This is a genomic window from Sneathia sp. DSM 16631 (genome assembly GCF_014892235.1).
Classification (GTDB): Bacteria; Fusobacteriota; Fusobacteriia; order Fusobacteriales; family Leptotrichiaceae; genus Sneathia; species Sneathia vaginalis.
This window is the reverse complement of sequence record NZ_JADBHL010000015.1, coordinates 1-24,976: the sequence shown is the minus strand read 5'-3', so window position 1 is coordinate 24,976 and position 24,976 is coordinate 1. Positions and strand designations below refer to the sequence as shown.

At 29.0% G+C, this 24,976-nt stretch carries 12 protein-coding genes; 2 read left to right on the top strand and 10 right to left on the bottom strand.

What is annotated here, in order from left to right; genetic code table 11:
• Positions 1-168: 168 nt before the first annotated feature.
• The 9 genes from IMK15_RS05675 to mnmG all read right to left on the bottom strand — a co-directional run bounded on the left by IMK15_RS05675 (position 169) and on the right by mnmG (position 13,344).
• Positions 169-1,956, bottom strand: a complete 1,788-nt coding sequence (locus tag IMK15_RS05675) for an oligopeptide ABC transporter substrate-binding protein (RefSeq protein ID WP_192942205.1) — start codon at positions 1,954-1,956, stop codon at positions 169-171.
• 94 nt (positions 1,957-2,050) lie between these two features.
• The gene (locus IMK15_RS05670; RefSeq protein WP_192942204.1) at positions 2,051-2,797 is read right to left on the bottom strand and encodes an endonuclease/exonuclease/phosphatase family protein; all 747 of its coding nucleotides are present in this window, start codon (positions 2,795-2,797) and stop codon (positions 2,051-2,053) included.
• Positions 2,794-3,387 (bottom strand): pyridoxal 5'-phosphate synthase glutaminase subunit PdxT, encoded by a 594-nt coding sequence (gene pdxT / locus IMK15_RS05665; RefSeq protein ID WP_192942203.1) that lies wholly within the window; start codon positions 3,385-3,387, stop codon positions 2,794-2,796. Before pdxT ends, IMK15_RS05670 begins: the two co-directional genes overlap by 4 nt.
• A 1-nt stretch (position 3,388) precedes the next feature.
• Positions 3,389-4,261, bottom strand: coding sequence for a pyridoxal 5'-phosphate synthase lyase subunit PdxS (gene pdxS, locus IMK15_RS05660; protein WP_192942202.1), 873 nt, complete (start codon positions 4,259-4,261; stop codon positions 3,389-3,391).
• A gap of 11 nt (positions 4,262-4,272) precedes the next feature.
• Positions 4,273-4,956 carry a nitroreductase family protein gene (locus IMK15_RS05655; RefSeq protein ID WP_192942201.1) on the bottom strand — a complete coding sequence of 228 codons (684 nt, stop codon included), beginning with the start codon at positions 4,954-4,956 and terminating at the stop codon, positions 4,273-4,275.
• Between the two features lie 8 nt (positions 4,957-4,964).
• Complete coding sequence (locus IMK15_RS05650) at positions 4,965-6,851, bottom strand: M13 family metallopeptidase (protein ID WP_192942200.1); 1,887 nt, start codon at positions 6,849-6,851, stop codon at positions 4,965-4,967.
• Positions 6,848-9,829 carry an alpha-amylase family glycosyl hydrolase gene (locus tag IMK15_RS05645; RefSeq protein ID WP_192942199.1) on the bottom strand — a complete coding sequence of 994 codons (2,982 nt, stop codon included), beginning with the start codon at positions 9,827-9,829 and terminating at the stop codon, positions 6,848-6,850. Before IMK15_RS05645 ends, IMK15_RS05650 begins: the two co-directional genes overlap by 4 nt.
• A 4-nt stretch (positions 9,830-9,833) precedes the next feature.
• Positions 9,834-11,165, bottom strand: coding sequence for a glucose-6-phosphate isomerase (locus IMK15_RS05640; RefSeq protein WP_408022189.1), 1,332 nt, complete (start codon positions 11,163-11,165; stop codon positions 9,834-9,836).
• A gap of 316 nt (positions 11,166-11,481) precedes the next feature.
• Complete coding sequence (gene mnmG, locus IMK15_RS05635) at positions 11,482-13,344, bottom strand: tRNA uridine-5-carboxymethylaminomethyl(34) synthesis enzyme MnmG (protein ID WP_192942198.1); 1,863 nt, start codon at positions 13,342-13,344, stop codon at positions 11,482-11,484.
• Between the two features lie 102 nt (positions 13,345-13,446).
• On the opposite strand from mnmG, the gene IMK15_RS06745 reads away from it, so the two are divergent.
• Together IMK15_RS06745 and IMK15_RS05625 are read left to right on the top strand one after the other, a co-directional pair.
• Positions 13,447-13,833: a CPBP family intramembrane glutamic endopeptidase gene (locus IMK15_RS06745; RefSeq protein WP_192942197.1), complete on the top strand. Its 387-nt coding sequence runs from the start codon at positions 13,447-13,449 to the stop codon at positions 13,831-13,833.
• 109 nt (positions 13,834-13,942) lie between these two features.
• Entirely contained in the window at positions 13,943-24,175 is a 10,233-nt protein-coding gene (locus IMK15_RS05625; protein WP_192942196.1) for an autotransporter domain-containing protein, read from the top strand.
• Between the two features lie 26 nt (positions 24,176-24,201).
• Here the strand turns inward: IMK15_RS05625 and IMK15_RS05620 are convergent, their stop codons facing one another.
• A complete protein-coding gene (locus IMK15_RS05620; protein WP_226869224.1) occupies positions 24,202-24,873 on the bottom strand; it encodes a DUF4143 domain-containing protein in 672 nt (223 codons plus the stop codon).
• Between the last annotated feature and the right edge of the window lie 103 nt (positions 24,874-24,976).

Genomic DNA, 24,976 nt, shown 5'->3' with positions numbered 1-24,976 from the left:
ATTAACTCCTGCTTCTTACAGAAATCAATCCTTATTAGTAAGTTAAATTATTTGTCCAACTTTTTGGGGTCAGTACATATACACCTTTTTTTATTTTTGTAAAATATATTTTTTTTATGTTTACATAAGTAAAATTAATGTATAAAAAAATAAGCATCGAAATGATGCTTATTTTGCTGAGATAGTTTCCATTGTTGTTAATGCTGTTGGATGAGGTGTTTTTATTCCACTATCATCATATAGACAACTTGAATATTTAACTCTCTTATTAATTGGGAATAATTCATATCCTACCCATAATGGGAAATATCCTAATACATTGTTCATATAATTTTCTTCCCATTCTCTTATAGCTTGTATTCTAAAGTTAGGATCTTTTGTTGCTTGTAATGAATTTGTCTTTAAGATTAATTCATCATTCTCAGGTGTTGATATACGAGCAACATTAAATGGTGATTTTCTTGAATATATTCCATTTAAGTCTAATGTTGTTCCTACTGACCATCCTGCAAGCCACATATCTATATCTTTATCATTAGCCTTAATCTTTTCAAAGAAGCTATTTCCTTCTATTAATCTTCCTCCAGATAAAGTAACGTTTAATCCTACTTTTTTCCAGTCTTGTATAACTTTTTGTGCTAATGGCTCTGCTATTTCACCACTTGCTGCCATTGCTAGGTGTATTTCTAATGGTTTACCATTCTTATCTTCTCTAATTCCATCTCCATCAACATCTTTGTATCCTGCTTTATCTAGTATTTCTTTTGCCTTTTCTGGATTGTATGTGTATCTAGCATTCTTTTCATGTACTTTTTCAAATGCTGGAGGTATTACACCGTTTGCACGTTCTTTTAGTCCATTATAGAAGCTTGATATAATTTCTTCTGCATTAATAGAATATCCTATAGCTTTTCTTAAATTAATATCATATAACTTAGCATTTGTATTAGTTATATTTTCACCTTTTTTAGGATCAAAATGTCCTAAATTAAATCCTAAATATGAATAAGATATAGCTGGTCTACCTAAAATAACTAGATTGTTTAAATCTTTGTATTCTGTATATAGATCTGGTGATACTTGAATATATGAATCATATTCTCCTGCTTTCATTGATGCTAATACTGCTGAATCAGGTAATATTTTAATTATCATATTATTAACTTGAGGTATATCCTCTTTTTTATAGTAATTTTCATTTGGAACGTATTCAACACTTTCACCAGGTATTACTTGTTTAACCTTGTATTGTCCTGCTCCAACTGGATGTAATCTAACTTTTTCAGACTTCATTAAATCTTTTACTGCTACATCTTGTAAATGATGTTTTGGCATAATAGCTGGTAATATACCCCCACCATTATAGTATACAGCTGGACTTACTTCATTTAAGTGAATTTTTAAAGTTGTATCATTAACTTTTTCTAATCCAGAAATTTTATCAGCCTTACCTTGGTGATATTCTTCCATACCTATTACTTGTCTTAAACTATCATCATATCTTGTACCAGTATATTCTTTGTTACCTATAACTTCATATGTGAAAATATAGTCATCAATAGTTAATGGTTGCCCATCATCCCACTTTAAATTATCTCTTAAAGTTACTGTAACTACCTTATTATCCACATCAATATCAGTTTTAGCAAGTCCTCTATCTCCTGTCATAAAGTCATGGTCATTTACGAATAAGGGCGCTGCTATAGGTCCTTCAAAATATGAATCTGTAACATAATCGATTAATAGACCATAGAATATTCCATTCATAGGTGATTGGCTAACTACTGCCACTTTATATGTTCCACCTTTTATTGCCTTTTCTTTAGACTCATAAATTTGTGGGAACTTAAATTCTTGTTTTTGTAGACCTAATTCTGATCTTCTCTTACCAGGTCCACATGATATTGCTAATGTTATTAAAGAAAATACCATAGCACTTTTAAAAAACTTTTTCAAATCATTACCCCCTAATTTAGTTATGTGAGATAATTCTATCATAAAAGTGTATGGTATTTCAATAGTATTTTTTTATATATTTTTTAGTGTTTGTTTATTTTTGTTGATTTTTATCAATATCATGTTTTATATTCAACTTAACAATATATGGTCTGTGGTCTGATAATTCTTCCCCTTTATCGTTTTTTACATTCACAAATTTCGCTTCATCTATGCTTATATTTTCACCTTTTTTTAGAAAAATATAGTCTATTCTTTTTTCAGATTTTTCATTATATGTATCAATATATTCCTTGCAGATTTCATTATACTCCTGTGTATCTGGTGTTAAATTAAAATCACCACATACAATCTTTTCTTCACCAGGCACATAGTCTATTACTTTTAATAGGTCTAAAACTTGTTTCTTATTATCATCACCAAAGCCTAAATGCGTATTCACTATACATAATGAATCATTAAGTTTAGTAACTATCACTTGTCTTTTTTCAGCTCCAGTTGATGGTAATTCATGAATATATAGATTTTTTATAGGGTACTTCGAAATAACTGATATTCCAAATTCTCCATTTTGATAATCCAATGCTTTTTGGAAATAGTAATACTTATACCCCAAATTATCTGCCATTTCTTTAGTAAAATCTTTAAAGCTACTTCTTATAGTATTTTTATCAACTTCTTGCAGTGCAATATAGTCTGGTTCATATTTTTTTATACCATCTGATATTTCCTTAGGATTAGTTAATCTCCCTCCATATATGTTATATGTCATAATTCTAAATTCTTTTGAATATGAAAAAATTTGAAAAGCTAAAAATAAAGCTAAAATAAACTTCTTCATTTTAATTTTTCATCTCCATTTTTTGTTTTCTTAATCATAGAAATAAAGTACTCGTGTACTCTTGTATCATCTGTTAATTCTGGATGATATGCAGTTACTAACATATTGTTTTGCTTAACTGCAACAATATTATTATTAACTGTAGATAAAACTTCTACATTTTCACTAACTCTTTCTACATACGGTCCTCTAATAAATACCATAGGTACCTTACCTATACCTTTAAATTCTTCAACTGTTTTAAAGCTACCTAATTGTCTACCGTATGCATTTCTTTTAACTTCAATATCCATTAAGCCAAAATGAACTCTTGTATCATTATTTATTTTTCTAGCTAAAAGTATCATTCCAGCACAAGTTCCAAAAACACATAATCCATCTTCTATTCTTTTTTTCAATGTATCAAACAAATCTAAATCATGTAATAATTTACCCATGGTAGTGCTTTCACCACCTGGTAAAATTAAGCCATCAAAAGGTCTTGATAAGTCTTCTTTGTTTCTTATTTCAAAACAATCTACACCTATTTTTTTTAGCATATTTTCATGTTCTATAAATGCACCTTGAAGGCTTAATACTGCTATTACCATTCTATTTACCTCTTTCAGCCATTAATACCTTTATTTCTTCTTCGTTTATACCTACCATTGCTTGTCCTAAATTTTCAGATATTTTAGCTAATATCTTTGGTTTATCATAATTTGTAACAGCTTCAACTATAGCCTTAGCTCTTTTTTCTGGATCTCCTGATTTAAATATTCCTGATCCAACAAAGACACCTTCTGCTCCTAATTGCATCATAAGTGCAGCATCTGCTGGAGTTGCTATTCCACCTGCAGCAAAGTTTACTACTGGTAACTTACCATTTTTATGTACGTATTCTACTAAGTCATATGGTACTTCTAATTCTTTTGCTGCAAAGTATAGTTCATCTTCTGTCATACCTTGTATTCTTCTTATATCTTCATTCATCTTTCTCATATGTCTTACAGCTTGTATAACATCTCCTGTACCAGGTTCTCCTTTAGTTCTTATCATTGAAGCACCTTCATTTATTCTTCTTAATGCTTCACCTAAATCTTTTGCACCACAAACAAAAGGAACATTAAACTTTCTCTTGTTTATATGCAATCTATCATCTGCTGGTGATAGAACTTCACTTTCATCAATATAGTCTATTTCTATTGCTTCTAATATTTGTGCTTCTACAAAATGTCCAATTCTAGCCTTAGCCATTACAGGTATTGAAACGGCTTCTTGAATCCCTTTTATCATATACGGATCACTCATACGAGCTACTCCACCAACTGCACGTATATCTGCTGGTATTCTTTCTAATGCCATTACAGCACAAGCTCCAGCCCTTTCTGCAATTTTTGCTTGTTCTGGAGTAGACACATCCATTATTACTCCACCCTTTAGCATTTGTGCTAAATTTTTGTTCAATTCGTATCTTTCTTGCATTTTACACCTTTCTATTTAGAATAAAATCTACTAATTACATCCCCAAAAAGTGGTTGTTCAACATTTATATCCTTAAACCATTTATCTAAAACTTTTTCATAATCTTTAACAGCATTTACTTGTACTTCTTTATTATACTTATCTTCCATAGCAAAAGCTTCTTTTTTTATTCTTGGTTTTAATGTACCTTCTAAACTTTCTTTTGTTGGTACACCTATTGTTATACCTAATGCTACTATAGTATTTTCAGGTAAATTTAACAACTCTGCTATTTGTTCAGGATTATCTTTAACTCCACCTATAATAGTGCAACCATAACCCTTTGCCATTGCAACATAGTTAATTGTTAAAGCCATAATACCTGCATCTACCATAGCAACTTCACGTAATCTTTGTATATCCTCTGTTAATTCTTTGCCAACAGATTCTAGATAAACTTTGTCTCTATAGTAATCTCCTATTAGGGTTATAAAGCACGAACAGTCTCTTATTTGTGCTTGACCTCCACTTAAATGTGCAATTTTTTCTATTATATTTTTATCAGTAGTATATACCAAGCTTATTTGTTGTCCATTAACTGAACTTGGAGCTCTTCTTGCTACCTCTATTATTTCTTCTAAATCTTCTTTTTTTATACTCTCATCTGTGAACTTTCTTATAGACTTCCTATTTTTAATAGCTTCTATTAAATCCATACATCTCCTTACCAAATATTAACTCTTTTTTTCTTTTCTAAATACATCTTATCATTTTCTTCTACATTAAATGTCTTATAGAAGTCATCTAAATTTCTAGGTTGTATATTAGCTCTTAATTCTCCTGGTGCATGTACATCTACTTTTATAACATAGTCTAAGTATTCTTTTTTAGCCTTTATTCTCCATACCTTAGCCCAATTTATGAAAAATTCTTCCAAGTTATACTCTCCACCATTTTTTAAAGCTTCTAATGCACAGCTTAATCCTCCTGCATCTGCTATATTTTCAGATACAGTTAACTTACCATTTATCTTACCGCCAGAAAACTCTATTCCATCAAATAAGTCTATCATTGCTTTTGCTTTTTCATCAAAAGTTTCATAGTCTTTTTTTGTCCACCAATTCTTTAAATTACCATTTTCATCAAATTGACTTCCATTGTTATCAAAAGCATGTGATATTTCATGACCTATAACAGCACCTATACCACCATAATTTTCACTCTTTGTTTGAGTTAGGCTATAAAATGGGGCTTGAAGTATTGCTGCTGGGAAGCATATATGATTTACAGATGGGTTATAGTATGCATTTACAGTATTAGAACTCATACCCCATTCTAGTTTTTTAACAGTTGTATTCCACTTAGCATATTCATGCTCTGCCATAATTTTTGAAAATCTCATTGTGTTATTAAAGAAACTTTCTTTTTCATCTACAACTAATTTATCATAAACTTCATCATATTTATCTGGGTATCCTACTAATATATTTAATGTTTCTAACTTCTTAACTGCATATTTTTTTGTTTCATCTTCTAACCATGTATTTTCTTTAAGTCTTTTTTCATATACAGATATCATACTTTTAACCATATTGTACACATCTTCTTTGGCTTTTTTACCAAAATATTTTTCACCATAGTATACACTTACTATTTCTGAGAACATATCTGTTGATAGGTAATATGCATATTTTGCAACACTCATTTCTTCCTTAGTTCCTGATAAGGCCCTCTTATACATACCACCTATTTGACGTATATCTTCTGTTAGATAAGACTTAAGTGAAACTATTAATCTTGTTATTAACCAGCTTCTTATTAGTTCAATATTTTGTTCATTTAAGAAAAGATTATAGTTTTCATAGAATTTAGGTTCACAAACTACTATTTTATCTGGTGTTTGACCTATAATATCATTAACAATCTTTTCAAAATTTAAAAATTCAGAATACTTATTTACTTCTTCTTGTGTTCTTGGATTATTACTCTTTGGATAATCAGCTAATTCTACAGAAGTCTTAATATATTGTGCCATCATTCTATCAAATTTAAATGTATCATCCACTAATTTATCTTGTTCTTCTTTAGAATAACCAAATATATCTAGTAACTTATATAGCATTTTACCATATATGTCTAATAATCTTTTTGCTTCTTCATTACCTTCTTCATAATATCCCTTTTCAGGTAGTATTATACTTGGTATATCAAGCCAAAGTACATTTCTTGTAGCATCTGCCATATCGGCTGTAACGTAAAATGAATATGGTAAAGGTAAACCTTTAAAGATCCATTCTTTATTTATATTTTCTAAATCCTTTATGCTCTTTATGCTTTCTAGTTTTTCTATATATTTTTTTACATCACTTATACCATTTTTATTACGTGTTTCAAAGTCTTTTGTCATGTTATAGTATTTTATAAACTGTTCCATACCCTTTGTTTTAGGTTGAAGATTATCAAAATCTTTTATTAATTTGTCTTCTATATCTAAAACTAAATCCATAAATCCACCTGTAGTTGGTCTATCATTAGGTATTTTGGCTGTTTTTAACCATTGTCCGTTTACTGCGTGATATAGATCATTTCTTATTTCTTGTTTATTTATCATATATTTAACTCCTTATTTAATTTAAGTATTACAGCTGTTTTTGGAAGAAGTTCTAATTCCATTTCACCTTCTAGTTTTGTCTTTATCTTATTATTTGTTAGTAAGTCTAAAAATTCTTGATTTTTGTGATAAGTTTTAAATTCTACTTTTTGCTTTTCAAATGAATTATTTATTACTGTTATAATAGAAACTTTTTTATCATATCTTTCATATCCTATTATATTTTGTTCATCAATAACTAAAAGTTCCTTAAACTTACCATAAACTAAAACCTTATTATTATTTCTTATTGCAATAATCTTCTTATACCAACCAAATAACTCTAAGTCTGGTTTTTGCTCATATACTTCACCCTTATTAATATATGAAGGATTCTTTTCATCATCATACATATATTCATCCCATAGCATAGGCTTTCTACAATAAGGGTCTGTAGCTCCCCACATTCCAACTTCATCTCCATAATATATCATTGGAGCTCCAACATAAGTCATTTGGAATACTGAGATTAATTTTAGTATTTGTTTTGGTTTAATTTTAGAATGCAACCAATCTATAGTCGTATTAGGATGATAATTAGATGCCAAGTCTGGTCTTATACCGTTATATCCTTTTTCTAGTTGTTTTCCTTCTTCGAGGTCACGTCCTATTCTATCATTTACAATTCTTGAGTAAAGTCTATCAGTATCATGAGAACCATTTAAATTTTGCATAGCTTGTAATGCTTGATATGGATACCATGTTCTTTTTTCTCTTAATTCATTGAAAAAGTCTGTAGGTTTTAGTCTATAACTTGGACCACCTAAATCTGATTGGTTTATGAAAAATCCAATAACTGCCTTTAACCATTCATAGTTCATTACAGCATCAAATTTTTCACCACTAGACACATCATCTCCTGCATTATTCCAAACTTCCCCAGTAATGTATGAATCTTTTTTACAACCTTTAACTACTTGTCTAAATTCCTTCCAAAAGTCTTGATTTTCAAGGCAACCTGGTACATCTAATCTAAATCCATCTATACCATCATCAACTGTAAAGTCATCATCAGCCTTTCCATCAGGTCCTAGCATCCACTTCATTACAATATTGAATATGTATTCTTTGTATTCAACATTAAATGAATCAAATTCTGGTAAAGTTTTAAATCCTGCCCAACAAGTGTATGATAAATTATCCTTATTATACATCAATGTCTTGTATGCTTCTTCTTCACTCATATCATCTGTTATGGGCTTATAGTTTGTAAAGTCAATATTCTTATACCACTTAGCATACTTTGAATCAGGTCCTTGTGCCATAGCTAAATTAAAGCTCCAGTGTCTTTCACTACTATGATTAAATACACCATCAAATATTACTCTGATTCCATTTTTATGTAATTCTTTTATTAAATCTACCATTATCAAGTCTGACTCTGTCCAGACCCAACTTGATGGATCATCTGTTTCAAGATATCCATTCATACCTTTATTCTCACCAACTAAATTTACTTCAAGTAATTTTAATTCTGAATTGTGTTTTGCGTTTATTCCTAATACTTCAACATATGTTTTTTGATTATCGCTAACAAATACACCATGTTTTGATCCAGTAGTTCTAATTGTTCCAAAATCAGGTGATATATGTCTAAAATCATTTGCTCCATATTTATGATTTTGATATGAATAAAATACTGGATTTAACCAAATAGCATTTATACCTAAATCTTTTAAATACGGTATCTTTTCTTTTATTCCTTGTAAATCTCCACCATACATACGAGCATATTTTAAATCATATGATAAGTCTTGCTCTCCTATTTTTTCCCATCTTGTTTTATCACTAAAGTCTGAAGTCCATCTATTTCTGTCAAACTTAGATAATTGTATGTTATTTTTTCTCCACTTATATTCCTTTTCAAACTTATACTCATGCAGATTGTTTATAGAAAAACTTTCTGGACCCAACTCATTAAATATTGGGTCGTTATAGGTATCACCATTATAGAATCTTTCTGGGAATATGTTATACCATATAGCTTCTTTCGTCCATGATGGGATATAGAAGAAATTAGTTACAGTATTTTTAGTGAATAATATATTTTCTTCTTTTCTTTTATACTCTAATGTTTTACCATCAAAGTAGGCTTTTTTAGGCCCATCTTCTAGTATAAAAACTAGGTCATACTTAAATAAATCGTCACTAAAAGTTATTAGTCTTTTAAAGAAGTCAAAATGATTTGTGTAATCACTAAATCTTTCTAACTCTTTTACTAGTTCTAACTTAGTTTCTTTATCTTTTAAACATATATATGCTCTTTGTACATCCATTAACTGTGTTCTTAGAGTAAATTCATATTCAATATTTGATATCTTGTTAATATCATAAGAAATAGCTTTAATATTGGAAATGTTTTCTATAGGTAAGAATGAGAAAACACCTGTTCCTAATTGTCCTTTTGGAAAAAGATTACCATTTTCTCCAACTATTAATTTTCTATTATCACCACTTTCGAATTTTCCATTAATTAAAAACTTATACTCATAATATCCATTGTCTAAATCTAATACAGTTTCTACCTCTGTATCACTTTTAATAACACAGGAATTTGTTTCTGGTGTCCAATTATTAAAAGTACCAGCTATTGCTACATCGTTTATCTTTTCACCAAACTTTGTTACAAACCGTGTAAATTTAGTCTTTTTTAATTTGAACTTTAAATTATTCATATCTATTGTTATTAATACATCCATACCACGCCAAAACCCTGTTATTGGTTTAGGTCTTGTATTTTCTTGTAGATATGCTTCAAATATATTTACAAATGGAGCAGTGTGAGAATAAACCACACTTAAAGTCTTCATTCCATCATTAATGTAAAATGAATATGATCCTCCCTCAATTTTTTCAGCCTTATACACATATATTCCATTATTACCCTTTAGCTCTACTTGCTTATATGGCTTATTTTCCTTTAGAATGTACAACTGCATTAATTTACTCCTCGTCTAATCTTTTAAATATTGCATTAGTTTGTTCTTCATATCCTGGTTTTTTTAGTAATGCAAACATATTTCTCTTGTATGCTTCTACACCAGGTTGATTAAATGGATTTATACCATTCATGTATCCTGAAATTCCAACTGCTTTTTCAAAGAAGTAGAATAGATATCCTAAGTTATATGCATCTGCTTTTTCTATTTGTATATCTATTACTGGTACATCTCCGTCAAAGTGTGCTAATGTGACTCCTTTACATGCCATCTTATTAACATAGTCCATAGATTTACCTGCTAAGTAGTTTAATCCATCTAAGTCTTCATCATCTTTTTCAATTAATACATCATGTTCAGGTGTATTAATTGAAATTACAGTTTCAAACATTTGTCTTCTACCTTCTTGTATAGATTGTCCTATTGAGTGTAAGTCAGTAGAAAAGTCTGCTGATGTTGGGTAAATTCCTTTAAAGTCCTTACCTTCTGATTCTGCAAATAATTGTTTTAACCATTCAGAAACATAGTGTAATCTTGGTTCATAGTTTACAAATATTTCCATAGTCTTACCTTTTCTATATAGGATGTTTCTAATTATCGCATAAGTCATTGCATCATTATTTTCTTTCTTGTAATCAACACTTGCATCATATGCACCCTTCATTAACATATCTATATCTATACCAGCTGCTGCAATAGGTAATAGACCAACTGCTGTTAATACTGAAAATCTTCCACCTATATTATCTGGTACAACAAATGTTTCATAACCTTTCTTGTCTGCTAATGTTTTTAATGCACCTTTTTTCTTATCTGTTGTTGCATATATTCTCTTTGCAGCTCCTTCTAATCCGTATTTTTCTTCCAACATTTTCTTAAATACTCTAAATGCAATTGCTGGTTCTGTTGTTGTTCCTGATTTAGATATTACATTTACTGAGAAGTCTTTATCTTTTACCAATTCTACTATATCGTGTAAATAGTTAGGACTTATACTTGTTCCAACAAAGTATATTTCAGGTTTTTTAACTTGATTGTAGTAAGTTGGTAATAGAAATTCAATAGCTGCTCTTGCACCTAAATATGATCCTCCTATACCTATTACAACTAATGCTTGACTATCGCTTCTTATCTTTTCACTAGCTTTTTTTATTCTTTCAAATTCTTCTTTGTCATAATCTTTAGGTAAGTCTATCCAACCTAAAAAGTCATTCCCTTGTCCTTTACCTTCTTCTAATATCTCCATAGCTGTTTTAGCAAATGGTCTTAATGCATCAATTTCATGTTCTACTATTTCATTTTTAGTATATTTGTAATCAAATTTCATTGACTTCAACTCCTTTTTTAGTTTTAATATATATTCATCTATTTCATTTTTTACATTTATTGTTAAAAACGAAAATACATCTAATACTACCGATCTTCTTTTATACTCACAAGCTATCTCAACACTTGTGGTAAAATCATCAATTGCTTTTAAAAATACCTCAACTGTTATCTTTTTGTATCTATCTTCCATAAAGTATGATATCTTATTATACTTATCTTCTTTTAAGTATACTTCTATTAGTCTACTATTTCTAAAAACTATTTCTTTTCTTGTTTTTAATATATTTATATATACATCCTTAATATTGTATTTTAAAACATATTTAGTTTTTAAATATTCCATTAATATACCCCACAAGTATTGCTATATCGTTATATGTCACCCCACTAATACGTGTTGCTTTTGCTATACTAGAAGGTTTTTGATAATTAAGATTTGATTTTGCTATATTACTCAATCCTTGTATATTAGTATAGTCTATATCTTCAGGTATTTTCATATTTTCTAGCTTCTTATACTCTTCTATTTGTTTTTTTTCACGGTCTATAAAGACACTGTACTTAGCATTTATCTCTACTTGCTCTATAACTATATCATCTAAGTCTTTGGTATCTATGAACTGACAAAGATTAGCATAATCTATTTCTTGTCTTGCTAAAAATGAAAATGCATCCATAGGTGATGACATACTTACACCATGTTTAATATTATCTAACTTTTCATTAACTTCTTTAGTTGGATATATCTTTATACTCTTAAGTCTTGATATTTCCTCATTTATTAAGTCCTTACACTTTGTTAAATAGTCTAGAGTTTCTTGGGGTAATAACCCTATTTCTTTTGATACATCAAGTAAACGTAAGAAAGTATTATCTTGTCTTAATGTTAGTCTATACTCTGCTCTTGATGGTAAAACCCTATATGGTTCTGGTGTTGTCTTTGTTATAATATCATCTATCATAACCCCTATATACGCATCATTCCTATTTAATATTATTGGACTTTTACCTTGTATTTTTCTTGCTGCATTTATTCCAGCTATAAGACCTTGAGCTGCTGCTTCTTCATACCCACTTGTCCCGTTTATAGTCCCTGCTGTGTATAAGCCTTCTACTACTCTAGATTCTAGTGTATATTTAGCTTGATTTGCTGGGATATAGTCATATTCTACTGCATACCCATATCTTACTATCTTTGCATTTTCAAGTCCTGATATAGTCTTTAGCATCTTTTCTTGTGCAAAAGGTGGCATCGCTGTTGTAAAGCCATTAATATATATTTCATCACTCTCATTTGATTCTTTTTCTAAGAATATTTGGTGATCATATTTATCTGGAAAATTCATTACCTTTCTATCTAATGAAGGACAATGTCTTGGACCTTTTGTACTTACTATACCTGTTACTATAGGCGAGTATTTTAATAGTTCTTTTGCAACTTCAATAGTCTTTTTTGTTGTATATGTAAGATAAGTTGGTTGCATTTCTTTTTGTATTTCTTTAGTTTCATAAGAAAAATATTTTGGTTTAACTTGACCTTCTAATTTTTCCATCTTTGAAAAGTCTATAGATGATTCTAGCAATCTAGGTGGTGTTGCTGTTTGATATCTATCAAGAACTACACCTGCTTTTTCAAGTGATCTAGCTAATCTAACAGATGAAACTTCACCAGCTCTACCTGAGCTATACTTAACATCCCCTATTATATACTTCCCATCTAAAAATGTTCCTGTACACAATATTACAGCTTTTGCACTGTAGCTTACTCCTAAATTATCTACTACTCCACAAACTTTACCATCTTGTATTATTAAATCTATTACATGAGCTTGCACTACATCTAAGTTTTCTTGTTTTTCAACTACTTCTCTCATTTTAACCCTGTAGTCATACTTATCTGCTTGAGCCCGTATTATTCTAGCTGCAAGTCCTTTTGTATGATTTAAGTTTTTTAATTGTAGATTGTACTTATCTATGTGCTTTGCCATTTGACCCCCTAGCATCCCTATTTCAGATACTAGATGACTCTTACCAGGCCCACCTATTGATGGATTACAACTCATAAGAGCAATGGTATTAAGATATATTGTAAAAAGACCCGTCTTAAGTCCTAGCCTTGCACAAGCAAGACTTGCTTCTATTCCTGCATGACCTGCTCCTACAACAATTACATCATATTTATTCATAAATATTCCTTTCTATTTCACTTTTAAATTTTACTATTTTTTCATTTAAAAATCAACCTTGGCATAAGTAGAGTAATATAGTATACTATCTTAGGTGATAAAATGATAAAAGAATTTTTTAAAACTATATTTTTTTCAATAATTGTTTTTTTTATCTTAAAAACAATTAACAGTAGTACATATATATATCATATGTATGAACTTACAAAAAACATACCTTTAATATATATATTAATACTAGCCCCAATTTTTGAAGAATACCTATTCAGAGGCTATATTTTTTCATTTCTGCAAACAAAAACAAAGTATGCAAATATATTACAAGCACTACTTTTTTCACTATTACACATCAATCCCATTCAAATAGTATATACCTTCATATTAGGATATTATCTAGGTAACATACAAAAAAAATATGGAATATATTACTGCATCTTCTTACACATAGTATTCAATCTTTTCAATTTTCTTATTTCAAATATTTTTTAATCTTTGTGTAGAAAATTTCTCCAAAAAAAAAAAAAAAAACGATATTTATTGACTTTTTCGCTTGTCAATGTTAATATTATAGGTACTATGTCGTCTAAAAGGGGGAATTATGGATAAAATATATAACGTGCAAAAAAATCTGAAAAGATGTATGAAAAGCAACAGAAAAATCAGCTTTTCAATTGGCTTACTTATTTCTTTTTTAATTACTGGAGGAATATACACTTATGCAAATGAATATTCACACCAAATATTTTTTAATGGTGATTTTAATAGAAATGTAAATTTTGATAACACTCTCAAGAACTTTTCTTATCCTGACTATCCAAAAACTTTGGATAATAAGGATAAATATGAATACTTTGGTTCATATGGAGTAAAAAAAATTAATACAAAATATATGGATTTTGTAAGCTTTTCAGCTGATTTAGTTCCAAAAAAAGCACCTAATATTTCTTTAATAAAACCTAAAAACAGCACTTTAGAAATTAAAGCCTTAGATAATATTAATTTTGATAACCCTGAAATAAAGGAAGAAAAAATTAATAAGCCACAAAATAAACCAGAAACAAAAAAGCCTATTAAAATACAAAAAATAGATAGAAACCCAATTAACCCAATAACTCTACAAAATAACGTGGATATACATATTGAAAAAATTGAACAGATTACACCAAAAGATCCAAAATACACAAATATATCCCCATCAAAAATATCAAATAATATACTCCCACAAGATATTGACATCAAATTTGATAAAAGAATAGTAGCAGCCCCAAAACTTGAAGATTTTACACCACCAGAACCAAAAACTCCAGTAGAATTAGAGGATACTGGATTTGAAAGTATTATATACAATGAAGCATACAAACTTTTAGGTCCTGACAATATTGGTAATGAAAGAGCTGAATATAATAGAGGTATAGTTGGACAAGTTAGCATAACTGAGGGGACATTTAAAATTAATAATTTTGCTGATAATGATGGATGCTATTTTGCATACAAGAATTATGATAGCATACCTAACTATTATGCTAATCCTAATGATGCTTCCTATAAAAATCCTATAAAACTAGGTGATAATAACCAAAAACCTGAACAATTTGATTTAGGTTCATTTGACTCACCTGATCCTGATGATAGTGATTATTTAGTTTCTGATGATATATATAATGTCCCATATGACAATGAAAGATTTAGAACTTTTTACGGACTAAACAGTTCTGCTTTCGGATATTTTAGTAAAGATGTTGATATATCATATATATCTAATGCAAAAAATGAAACTACTGGTAATGAGTATACTAATAAAAACCCTAATACTGTCATATATATGGAAACAGACAGTAACTCAGCACAAACTTTAGATAATTTATATAAGTATAAGGTTGTACCAGATGAACTATATAAAGAAATTAAGGGATATAAAGAACTTAGTAAGTTAAAAGATGATGATACTTTTGAATTTAAAAAAGAAATTTTTCCAACTGGAATAACTCTATTTAATTCTGAAGCTACTGTAAAACTGTTAGGGTCTTATGCTAAATTTGTTACAGTAACTACTCAATATAGTAATGAGCACTCTAATAAAAGACTAAGTGTTTTTAATAATAATGGAAATATTTCAGCCCTAAATTATACAACAAATGAAGATGATGATACAGATATTAAAAATCAAATAATATTTTATAGTACTCCAGATGCTACTCCTGAATATAGTGATTTCCAAAGATATATATATTCAAATGGACAAAAAGGTAAAATAAATATATATAGTAATAATGCTATTGGAATGTATTTTACTGAATCAGGAATAAATGGATTTCAAAATAAGCTTTCAACTGCCTTTATTAACAACGGTGAATTTAATATTTATGGTGCACATAGTACTGGTGTAAGTCTTAAACGACCTGCAGCTCTAGGTGAAAAAAGTGGTATATATTTACTTAAACCTATAAATATTTTTGGTGATGAAGCTGTTGGTGTCTTTCTACCTGGTGATGTTTCAAAAGTTCCTGAAGAAAATCTACAATTAAGAGTTAATATTGGAGAAAAAGGGAATAATAAGGAGAAAGTGACTTGGACTGATGTATTTCCAGGTAATGAAGCAGGTGAAGATTATGATGCTGAAGATGCCGAACCAAAAGACATTGTAATACCTAATGTAGGAAATACAGAAGGAAATAGCGAAAACAATGTAGACTACAGTATTGGTCTATTTTATGCAAACTCTAATAAGGCTAAAATAAAAATCGCAGATATTAAGCTAGGACAATTTGCTAAAAATAGTACGGCAATATTTGCTTCTGATGGAGAAGTTAATATATCAAAAGGTACAATAAATATTGATGGAGAAAGTAATATTGGTCTTCTTTCTCAAAAGAATGGCACTAATGGTGGAAGTATTGCTTATGTTGGTGATATTACAGCTTCTGGTAAGAGAAATAAATTAGCATATACTGATAACAAGGATATTTCAATTGAGGGTAAAGTTTCAAGTACATCAAAGGACTCTGTTTCTATTTATGCTGATACTGGTACTATTGATTTAACAAATGCTGATTTGAATATTAATATAAGTGGTAAAAATGTTGCTGCTGGTTATGCTATAAATAATGGACATATTAAATTAAAAGAAGGGGCTAATATTGCAATAAATAATGATACTCTTTCTAATGGTACTGCTCTTGAAGCTAAAAAAGGTGGAATTATAGATGCTAAAAAGACAAATATAACTGCCAAAAATATAACGGCTGGGCTTTCTGCTAGTGATGATAATTCTAAGATTGATTTTACTGGTGGAATACTAAATTATGATGGTGAAGGTTACTCAATTTACACAGATGGAAAGGGTAAAATTGATTTATCTGATGCAAATATTACACTAAAAGGAAAAGCTATAGGTCTTGATGTAGATCAAAATGAAAATAGTGAACAAAATGTAATATTAAATAATAAAACAAGAATTAAACCTGAATCTGATGATGTAATTCTATTTAATCTAAAAAATTCAAATAATTTAGATACTAAAGGCGGAATAAGAGACTATATTATAAATCTCATAAAGGAAAAACTTAAAAAAACTAATCCAAATGTAGACTTAAATCAACTTGTAATTCAACCTGAAGCTGGAAAACCTGGAGAATTTTACAAGGTCTCAGCTACGGAAGGTGGTAATATTAAAATAGGTAGTCTTGATAAGTCTGCTGTTTCTACTGATGATATAAATGGTGAACCTGATACAGATGAAAAGAGAGCTAAAAAAGATGGTTTCCAATTCTATAATCGCCTACATATACAAAGATTAAAAGCTACTACACATGAAAATAGTAAGATTTCTGCTGTTTTAGATAATAAGGCGGCTCATAAATTCAATAATCAAGTAGTTGCTCTTGAATTAAGTTCATCGCCTTCTGCGACTTCTAATGATGAAACTCAAATTAATATAGTTAAATCTAAAATAATTGCTGATAGAACTGAAGAAGGTAATGGTGCAATAGGTCTATTTATCAATTATGGGAAAATAGATGTAGATGAAAATTCTACAATTTCAGTTGAAAATGAAGAAAAGTTTGATAATAAGCAAGCAGTTGGTATATATGCTGTAAATGGTTCAAAAGTTAGTAATAAAGGTAATATAACTGTTGGAAGTTCTAATTCTGTAGGTATATTAGGTGAAAATCACAGAAAAGCTACAAATAATCTCGAAAAAGATAATTTTGGTGATGGAAAGATAAATATATCTAATGAGGGAACTATACAAATTAATAAAAATAATTCTACAGGTATATATGCTAACAATATTGATAAAGAAATTACTGATAATACTGTTGTGAACTCTGGTAAGATCATAGCATCAGGTGAACATTCTAATGGTATTTATTCACTTAAAGGAACTGTTTCTAATACTGGTACTATAGAACTTGGTAATAAAAATGTTGGAATATATTCTGATTCATCTATTATAAAAGACCTGGGGACTATAAAATTTAATAGTAATAATAGTACAGCAATATTTGTCAAAGGTTCTTCGACAATAGAAAATGGTAAAACCCTTACAATCGAAAGCAAGGATGAACTTAGTGGTAATGTGGGTCTTTATTCTGAAAATGACTTGGTAACTGACCTTAATATAAATACAAATGGTAAAAAGATAACCTCATACTATACTAAGTCTAAAGCATTAACTGTTAATGCTGATATAACTACAAGTGAAGATGGTGTAGGTATTAATGGTGATAATGGTAGCATTATTTATGGAAAAGATAAAACAATAAAAGTTTCTGAAAAATCTTTTGGTATTTTAAGTCATAATAGTAATGTCACACTTAATGGAAATATACAGCTAGATAGTGAATTAGGAAAAGGTATATACTTTGATTCTAGTGAAAAAAACTTAAATATTTCTGGGAAAATTACTGTAAATGCAAAAAATGTAATAGGTTCATATATCGCAAATATTACAGATTCAACTAAATTAACATTAAATACCCCTATTACTTTTGGAGAAAATGCAGATCATAGTATTGCATACCTATTTAATAAGTCTAAATTTAATAATAATAGTTTTACTGAACTTAAATCTAAGGGTACACAACATAATACATCTATTTTTGCACTTAGTGAAAACGAAATTAATTTAGGTGATAATGAAGTTTCAATTAAATCTAAAGATAGCATCAAAGGATTTACTGGTATCTATTTAGGAGAAAAAAATAAATTAACTGGTAACAAAATTACAGTTTCAGATAAGGCTACAGGTATTTATTCAAAGGATAATAATACAGTAGAGATTAAGAATATAGAAGTTGATGGTCAAGATACAGTTGGAATATATAGCGAAAAAAATACTACATTAAATAACATAAATATATCTAGTAGTAAGAGTGCTGTAGGTATTTATGGTAAGGAAGGTAAAATCACTTTTTCAGGTGATAATACACTAAATTTATCTGCTAAGGGTACAGGTATATATATAGAAGACGCTAGTCTTAATGGTGGTAATATTAAACTTGTAAATAAGGATACTCCTGATAAAAAAGATAGCCTTGTTGGTGTATACTTTAAAGATTCTAAATCTAGTGTAAATACTTCTAATATATCAATAGATAATTATACAAAACTAATAGGACTTTACCTAGATAATGCTAAAGTTTCAAATAAAGGTAAAATTGAAGCAACTTCAGGTTCATCTAATACTCTAGCCTTTGTAGCTAATGGATCTACATTTAAAAATACAACTAATGGTACTTTAAATCTAACTAGTTCTGATAGTCATGCTATCTATGTAAATAATGGAAGTGCAGAAAATACAGGAAATATTACTGTAGATAATGAAGTTGATAATAAAGTTGATAATAAGCCTTCTGTAGCAATGACAGGTATAAAAAAAGATAACGATGTTAATTTAACTAATAATGGTAACATTACTGTATCTAATAACAGTATAGGAATGTATTTAGATAATGGTGCTATAGGAAATAACACAAAAGAAATTGTAGCACAAAAGAAAGATTCAGTAGGTGTTTATGTAAATGGAAACACAACACAATTTACTAACACTGGTAAGATTAGTGCTGATAATATAGGGGTATATTTAAACAATACAGAAAAAGGTAATATTAAAAAACTAGGTTCTGTAACCCTAACAAATGACAATGCTGTTGCTGTTTATGCAAATGATTCTAAAGTTGATTTTGAAATAAAGCCAACTGTTGAAAATGGAGAATTACCTAATAACCTAATATCACTTTATGCTACAGGTAATACAGAAATAAGTAGTAAAATTTATACAGCAAATGGTAAAAATTCTATAGGTATCTATTTAAAAGATAGCACTGTTTCATTTAATGATGCTCATGTGAAAATAACTGAAGGTCATAAAGATGAAAATGGTGTTAGCTACAACACAGGAATTTATGCAGATAGTGCATATAACGGTGATTTAAAAGTTAATATTGAAAATACAGCTAAAAATACTATTGGTATTGCTGTAAGTGAAGGGTCAACAGTTAATTATTCTGGTAAAATTACAACAGGTAAAGATTCTATAGGTATTCTTACAAAAGGTAACTTGGTTACTAAGAATAGTACATTTACTATAAATGGTGGTACAGGTATTTTTGTTGATAATACTGCAGATGCAAAAATAGGTACTGATGAAAATACTATAATGAACTTATCAAATAAAGCGACTGCAATATACCAAAATGGTGGTAAGCTTAAATTAGGAGATAAGCTAAAATTTGGTGAAAATAGTATGGGTACTCTATTAATTTCTAGAAATGCAGAAGTTGATTCAAATATCTCATATTCTGTTAAGACTGACTCCTTAGGTGTTGGACTATATTACACAGATGCTAAAGATCACAATTTTACCTCTAATGGTACAATAACTCTAAGTAGTGATAATGCTACTGGAATATATGCACAATCAACTGGAACTGGTACTAATACATTAAAAAATAACGGAGAAATCCTTACTTCAGATGGTATGAAAAATAATATAGGTATTTATGCTGATAATGTAAATGTTGAGAATAATAAGGTTAGTGTAGGAGAAAATGGAGTTGGTCTCTACTTAACTAAAAAAGTAAACCTTAAAAACAAAGAAATTACTTTAAACGGAGAACACTCTGTTGGTATTTATTCAGAAGAGATTTCTAATGGTTCAAACTATTCCGTAGGTAAGATAACAAGCGAAAAAGATAATCAAACTGGTTTATTCATATTTAATAAAAATTATGATGAAAACAAGAATATTACCCTTTCAAATTTAGATATTAATTTAAAAAATAATTCTAAGGGTGTTGGACTTCAAAATGCTCATTATACAATAAATGAAGGTTCTAAAATATCTGTAGGTAATGATAGTACAGGTTTAGCATTTAAAAATGCTGATGCTAATGTTAAAGCTGATATTACTGTAGGTAAAAAATCTCTTGCCCTTTATGCACAAGGAGAAAAAAATGTAACTTTTGAAGGAACTATTAAAGAAAAAGAAGATGCTACAGGTTCAAAATTAGTGTATGCAAAAGATAATGCTATAGTAAACTTAAGTGTTCCTGAGCTTACAGTTACAAAAGATGGTTTAGGTTTAGGAGTTGATAATGCAACTATTACTGTAGATAAAGGAACAACAATTACAGTAAATGGTGGAACTGGTGCATATATTAATAATGGTAGTATATCTGATAAGTTCAAAATAGATGTTCAAAATGGTTTAGGTCTATACATACAAAATGGATATAATGGTACTTTACCTACTGTAAGCCTAACTGGTGATAACTCTAAAGCTTATGTTTTAGAAAGTTTAAATAAGAAATTTACAGTTAACGATATTACTCTTGATAAAACAAACCAAATATATATTTATTCAAAAGGAAAAGGTTCTGGAATTAAGACTTCTAATTTAGAAATTAAAGGCTCAGATAATTATGGAATATATAACTTGGCTAATCAAGATATTCTTGCAAAAGATCTTAATATATCTGGTTCTAATTCGTTTGGTATATATTCTACTGTTACAGATGGTACAAAAAAAATTAATGTAAATAAGATTACTGTTACTGGTAAAAATAGTGCAGGTGTTTATTCAATAAAAGGTGATATCACACAAACTGGTGATATTACTAGTAAAGGTCTAGGAATATACTCTGAAGATGGTAGTGTAACACTTAATGGTTCTAAGATTTCATTAGGTGATAAAGATGGTATAGGTGTTAAGGCTAAAAATTCTAGTGTAACTGTTTCTGGTGATATGACAATAAGTGATGGAAAAGAAAGTGCTGCTGGAATATATTCTGAAGGAACTGGAGATATTACTTTTGAAAACAACTTAGTAGTTAATAAGGACATTATTGGAGTATACAAGAGTGGAACAGGCACAATTAATCTTAATGGTTCTAGTACCACTATCTTGGAGAATGGTATAGGAGTATATAGTAAGGGTGCAGAAGTAAAAAATGCTGGAAGTTTAAATGTAACTAGTAAAAATGCTAAAGGTATCTATGTTGAAAATAATAAACTTACTTCAACTGGAACTGTAACTATTGATGGAGAAAATGCTATAGGTCTAGCAGGTAAAAATGGTGTAATAAGTTCTACAGGTGATATTAGTGTTAAAGGTATAAATGCAGTTGGAGTCTACTCTGACGAAGCAAAAGTAACATCTACTGGTAAAATTGATTCTAATAGTATAGGAATATATTCTAAAGGTACTAAAGATATTACTCAAAGTGGTGATATTACTGTTGGTCAAGATGCGGTTGGAATATTTAAAGAAGGTAGTGGTAATGTTAATATAACTTCTGAAAATGTTACAGTTGGTGATAAAGGTTATGCCCTTTATTATCTAAACAACACTAATAATAAAGGAAATATTACTGCTAATATAGAAAATATGAATCTTGGTAGTGAAGCCATAGGAATATATACTAAAAATGGTAACTTAACATACAACGGTAACATTACTGTTGGAGAAAAGAAAAATTCTGCAGGTATTTATGCTGATAATTCAGATGTTACATTCAAAGGTACTTTAAATGTTTCTAATCCTGAAACTATAGGTATCTTTGCTAAAGGACATTCAAATGTAACTATAAAAAATGGTAGTACAATAAATGTTTCAAATGGAAGTTATGGTATTATGACTAATGATGGCTCAACTGGTAATATTACCATAGAACAAGGTGCTACATTTAATATTAGTAATCTATCATATGGTATATCAGCTTATGGTAAAAATACAATAATAAACAACGGAACATTTAATATTGATGCTAATTCTACAGGTATATTCCACTCATTTGACTCTACTGTAAGTGATGAAGCTGGTAATATTCCAAGTGATAAGATAAAGACATTGAATAAAAAGGCTAAGGTAGCAGGTATAGATATTAAATTTAATGGTGAGGTTAAATTCCCTGACAATATTAAAGTTGTTAATGGTGGTACAATAAAGGTTAATGGAACTGTTGATATTAACAATATGTACCTAGATTTTGAACATGATAATAAGCCAATAATAGATGCAAAATCAATAGCTGGTACTGCTATTGTAAAATCTAATTTCTCTATGGGTAATAGTGTTAATAAGCTAGTGTATAAAGATGTATTCAGACCTAGATCTGAAAATGGTTTTGGTAAATTCTCTGGTGATGTTACATCACAATCTGCTTCATGGGTAGCAAAAATTAGTAAAACTGAACCTGATACAAAGACATACGATATTATGATGGTACGTATTCCATATACAGTTATGCTTAAAGGTAAAAAGAACTCACAATTAGGTAAAAGCTTAGAAGAGATAAGAAGTAATATACCGACATATAAGGAATCTAAAATATTTAAAGACTTAGATAATGTTTCTACAGAAAAAGAACTTACAGATACAATAGCAAATATTAGGGGTGACATATACTCTAATATACAAGAAAGAATGTTGGATGTAGATAATACATTTGATAAGTCATATAAAGAAGTATTAGATTCACATAATGTAACAGATAGAGTACATAAGTTTAGTGTAATATATTCAAAGAATAAACACATTGACGAAACTTTTGGTGTTTCTTCATATGATAAAGATTCATATGGAATACTTTACTTAAATGATAGAGAAAACGGAGCTAATAAGTACGGATTCTCAGTTGGATTAATTTGTTCTAAGTTTAACTTTACAGGACCAACTTCACTAGGTTCAAGTGAAGAAATGCGTTCAGGTAAATTTGGACTACATTACCAAAGAACAAAAGATAATTTTAAATACTTAACAAGACTTGAACTAGGGGTTAATAAGCATATTACAAATAGAGTAAGTAATGTTAATGGTATGAAGTATAAGTATAACGCTAATTACTGGAGCTATAACATAGACTGGAAGAATAGACTAAGTTATGATATAGACGTAACAAAAGACTTTAGAATAACTCCATATGCTAATTTAGATGTTACTTATGGTAAAATCTTTGGTATTAATGAAGATGCTCTAACAGATCCTACACTTAAATTAAGTGTAAAACCAAATTCATACTTTGTTGTAACACCTAGAATAGGAATAGATGCTAAGTATGATATAGAATTAAAAAATGATATGCATATATCACTTAAAGGAAACCTAGAATATCATTACGATCTTAATGAATTGTATAAGAGAGTAAATATGGCAAAATTCTCTAGTGTAAAAGACTACTACGATTTATCTATACCAGGTTATAGAAGAAGTGGTTTAAAAGTAGGAGGAGAAGTTGAAATAGGTAAAAAAGATAGATATGGCGTAACATTTGGAGCTACTTATGATAGATCTATGAAGTATAGTTTGAGATTTAATTATAAGTTTTAAAAATGGGTGCAGTAAAAACTGCACCCTTATTTACTAATAAATATTGTCATATATGGTGGGATATATAGTATATTATCCTCAAATCTTAAATTTTTGGGATGTATAATATACGCCATATTTATTCTTTCTTTATACTTTTCAATAAATTTACTCATTGATTTTATTGTATATCTTTTTCCAGATTTAACCTCAATGGGCGATATCATATAATTCAACTTACTCTTATTGCTTATTAAAAAATCTATTTCTATATCATTTCTATGTTTTTCTTTATTATAGCTTGTATAGAAGTATAATTTATGACCATTTGATTTTAACATTTGTGCAATAACATTTTCATAAAGCATTCCTTTATTCATATTTAATTTACCTAATAAAATTTGCTTATATACTTCATGCTCCATAAGCTCATTCTCGCTAAATGCTAAACTCACTAAAAGTCCAGTATCTGACATATAGCATTTAATATATGATCTAATCTCATTAATAGCTAATCCTACATTAGGATCTGAACACATAAAGCATTCATTACATACCATAGAATCTGCTAACCAAAAAAATGTTTCCTCATATTGTAATGCATATGATTTTTCTTCTATCCTGTTAAATACAACTCTTTTTTCATGTTGTGATAAAATACCTGGCAATTGATCGAAAATTGAAATAACTTTTTCTCTATAATTTGAATTTATTTTCATTATATCATTCCTGTATAATTTCAAAATGTACTGCACCCAAAATCTTGGACACAAGATTGGAGGTGCAGTTTTTTTATGAGTAAACTTACAAGAAAAGATAAAA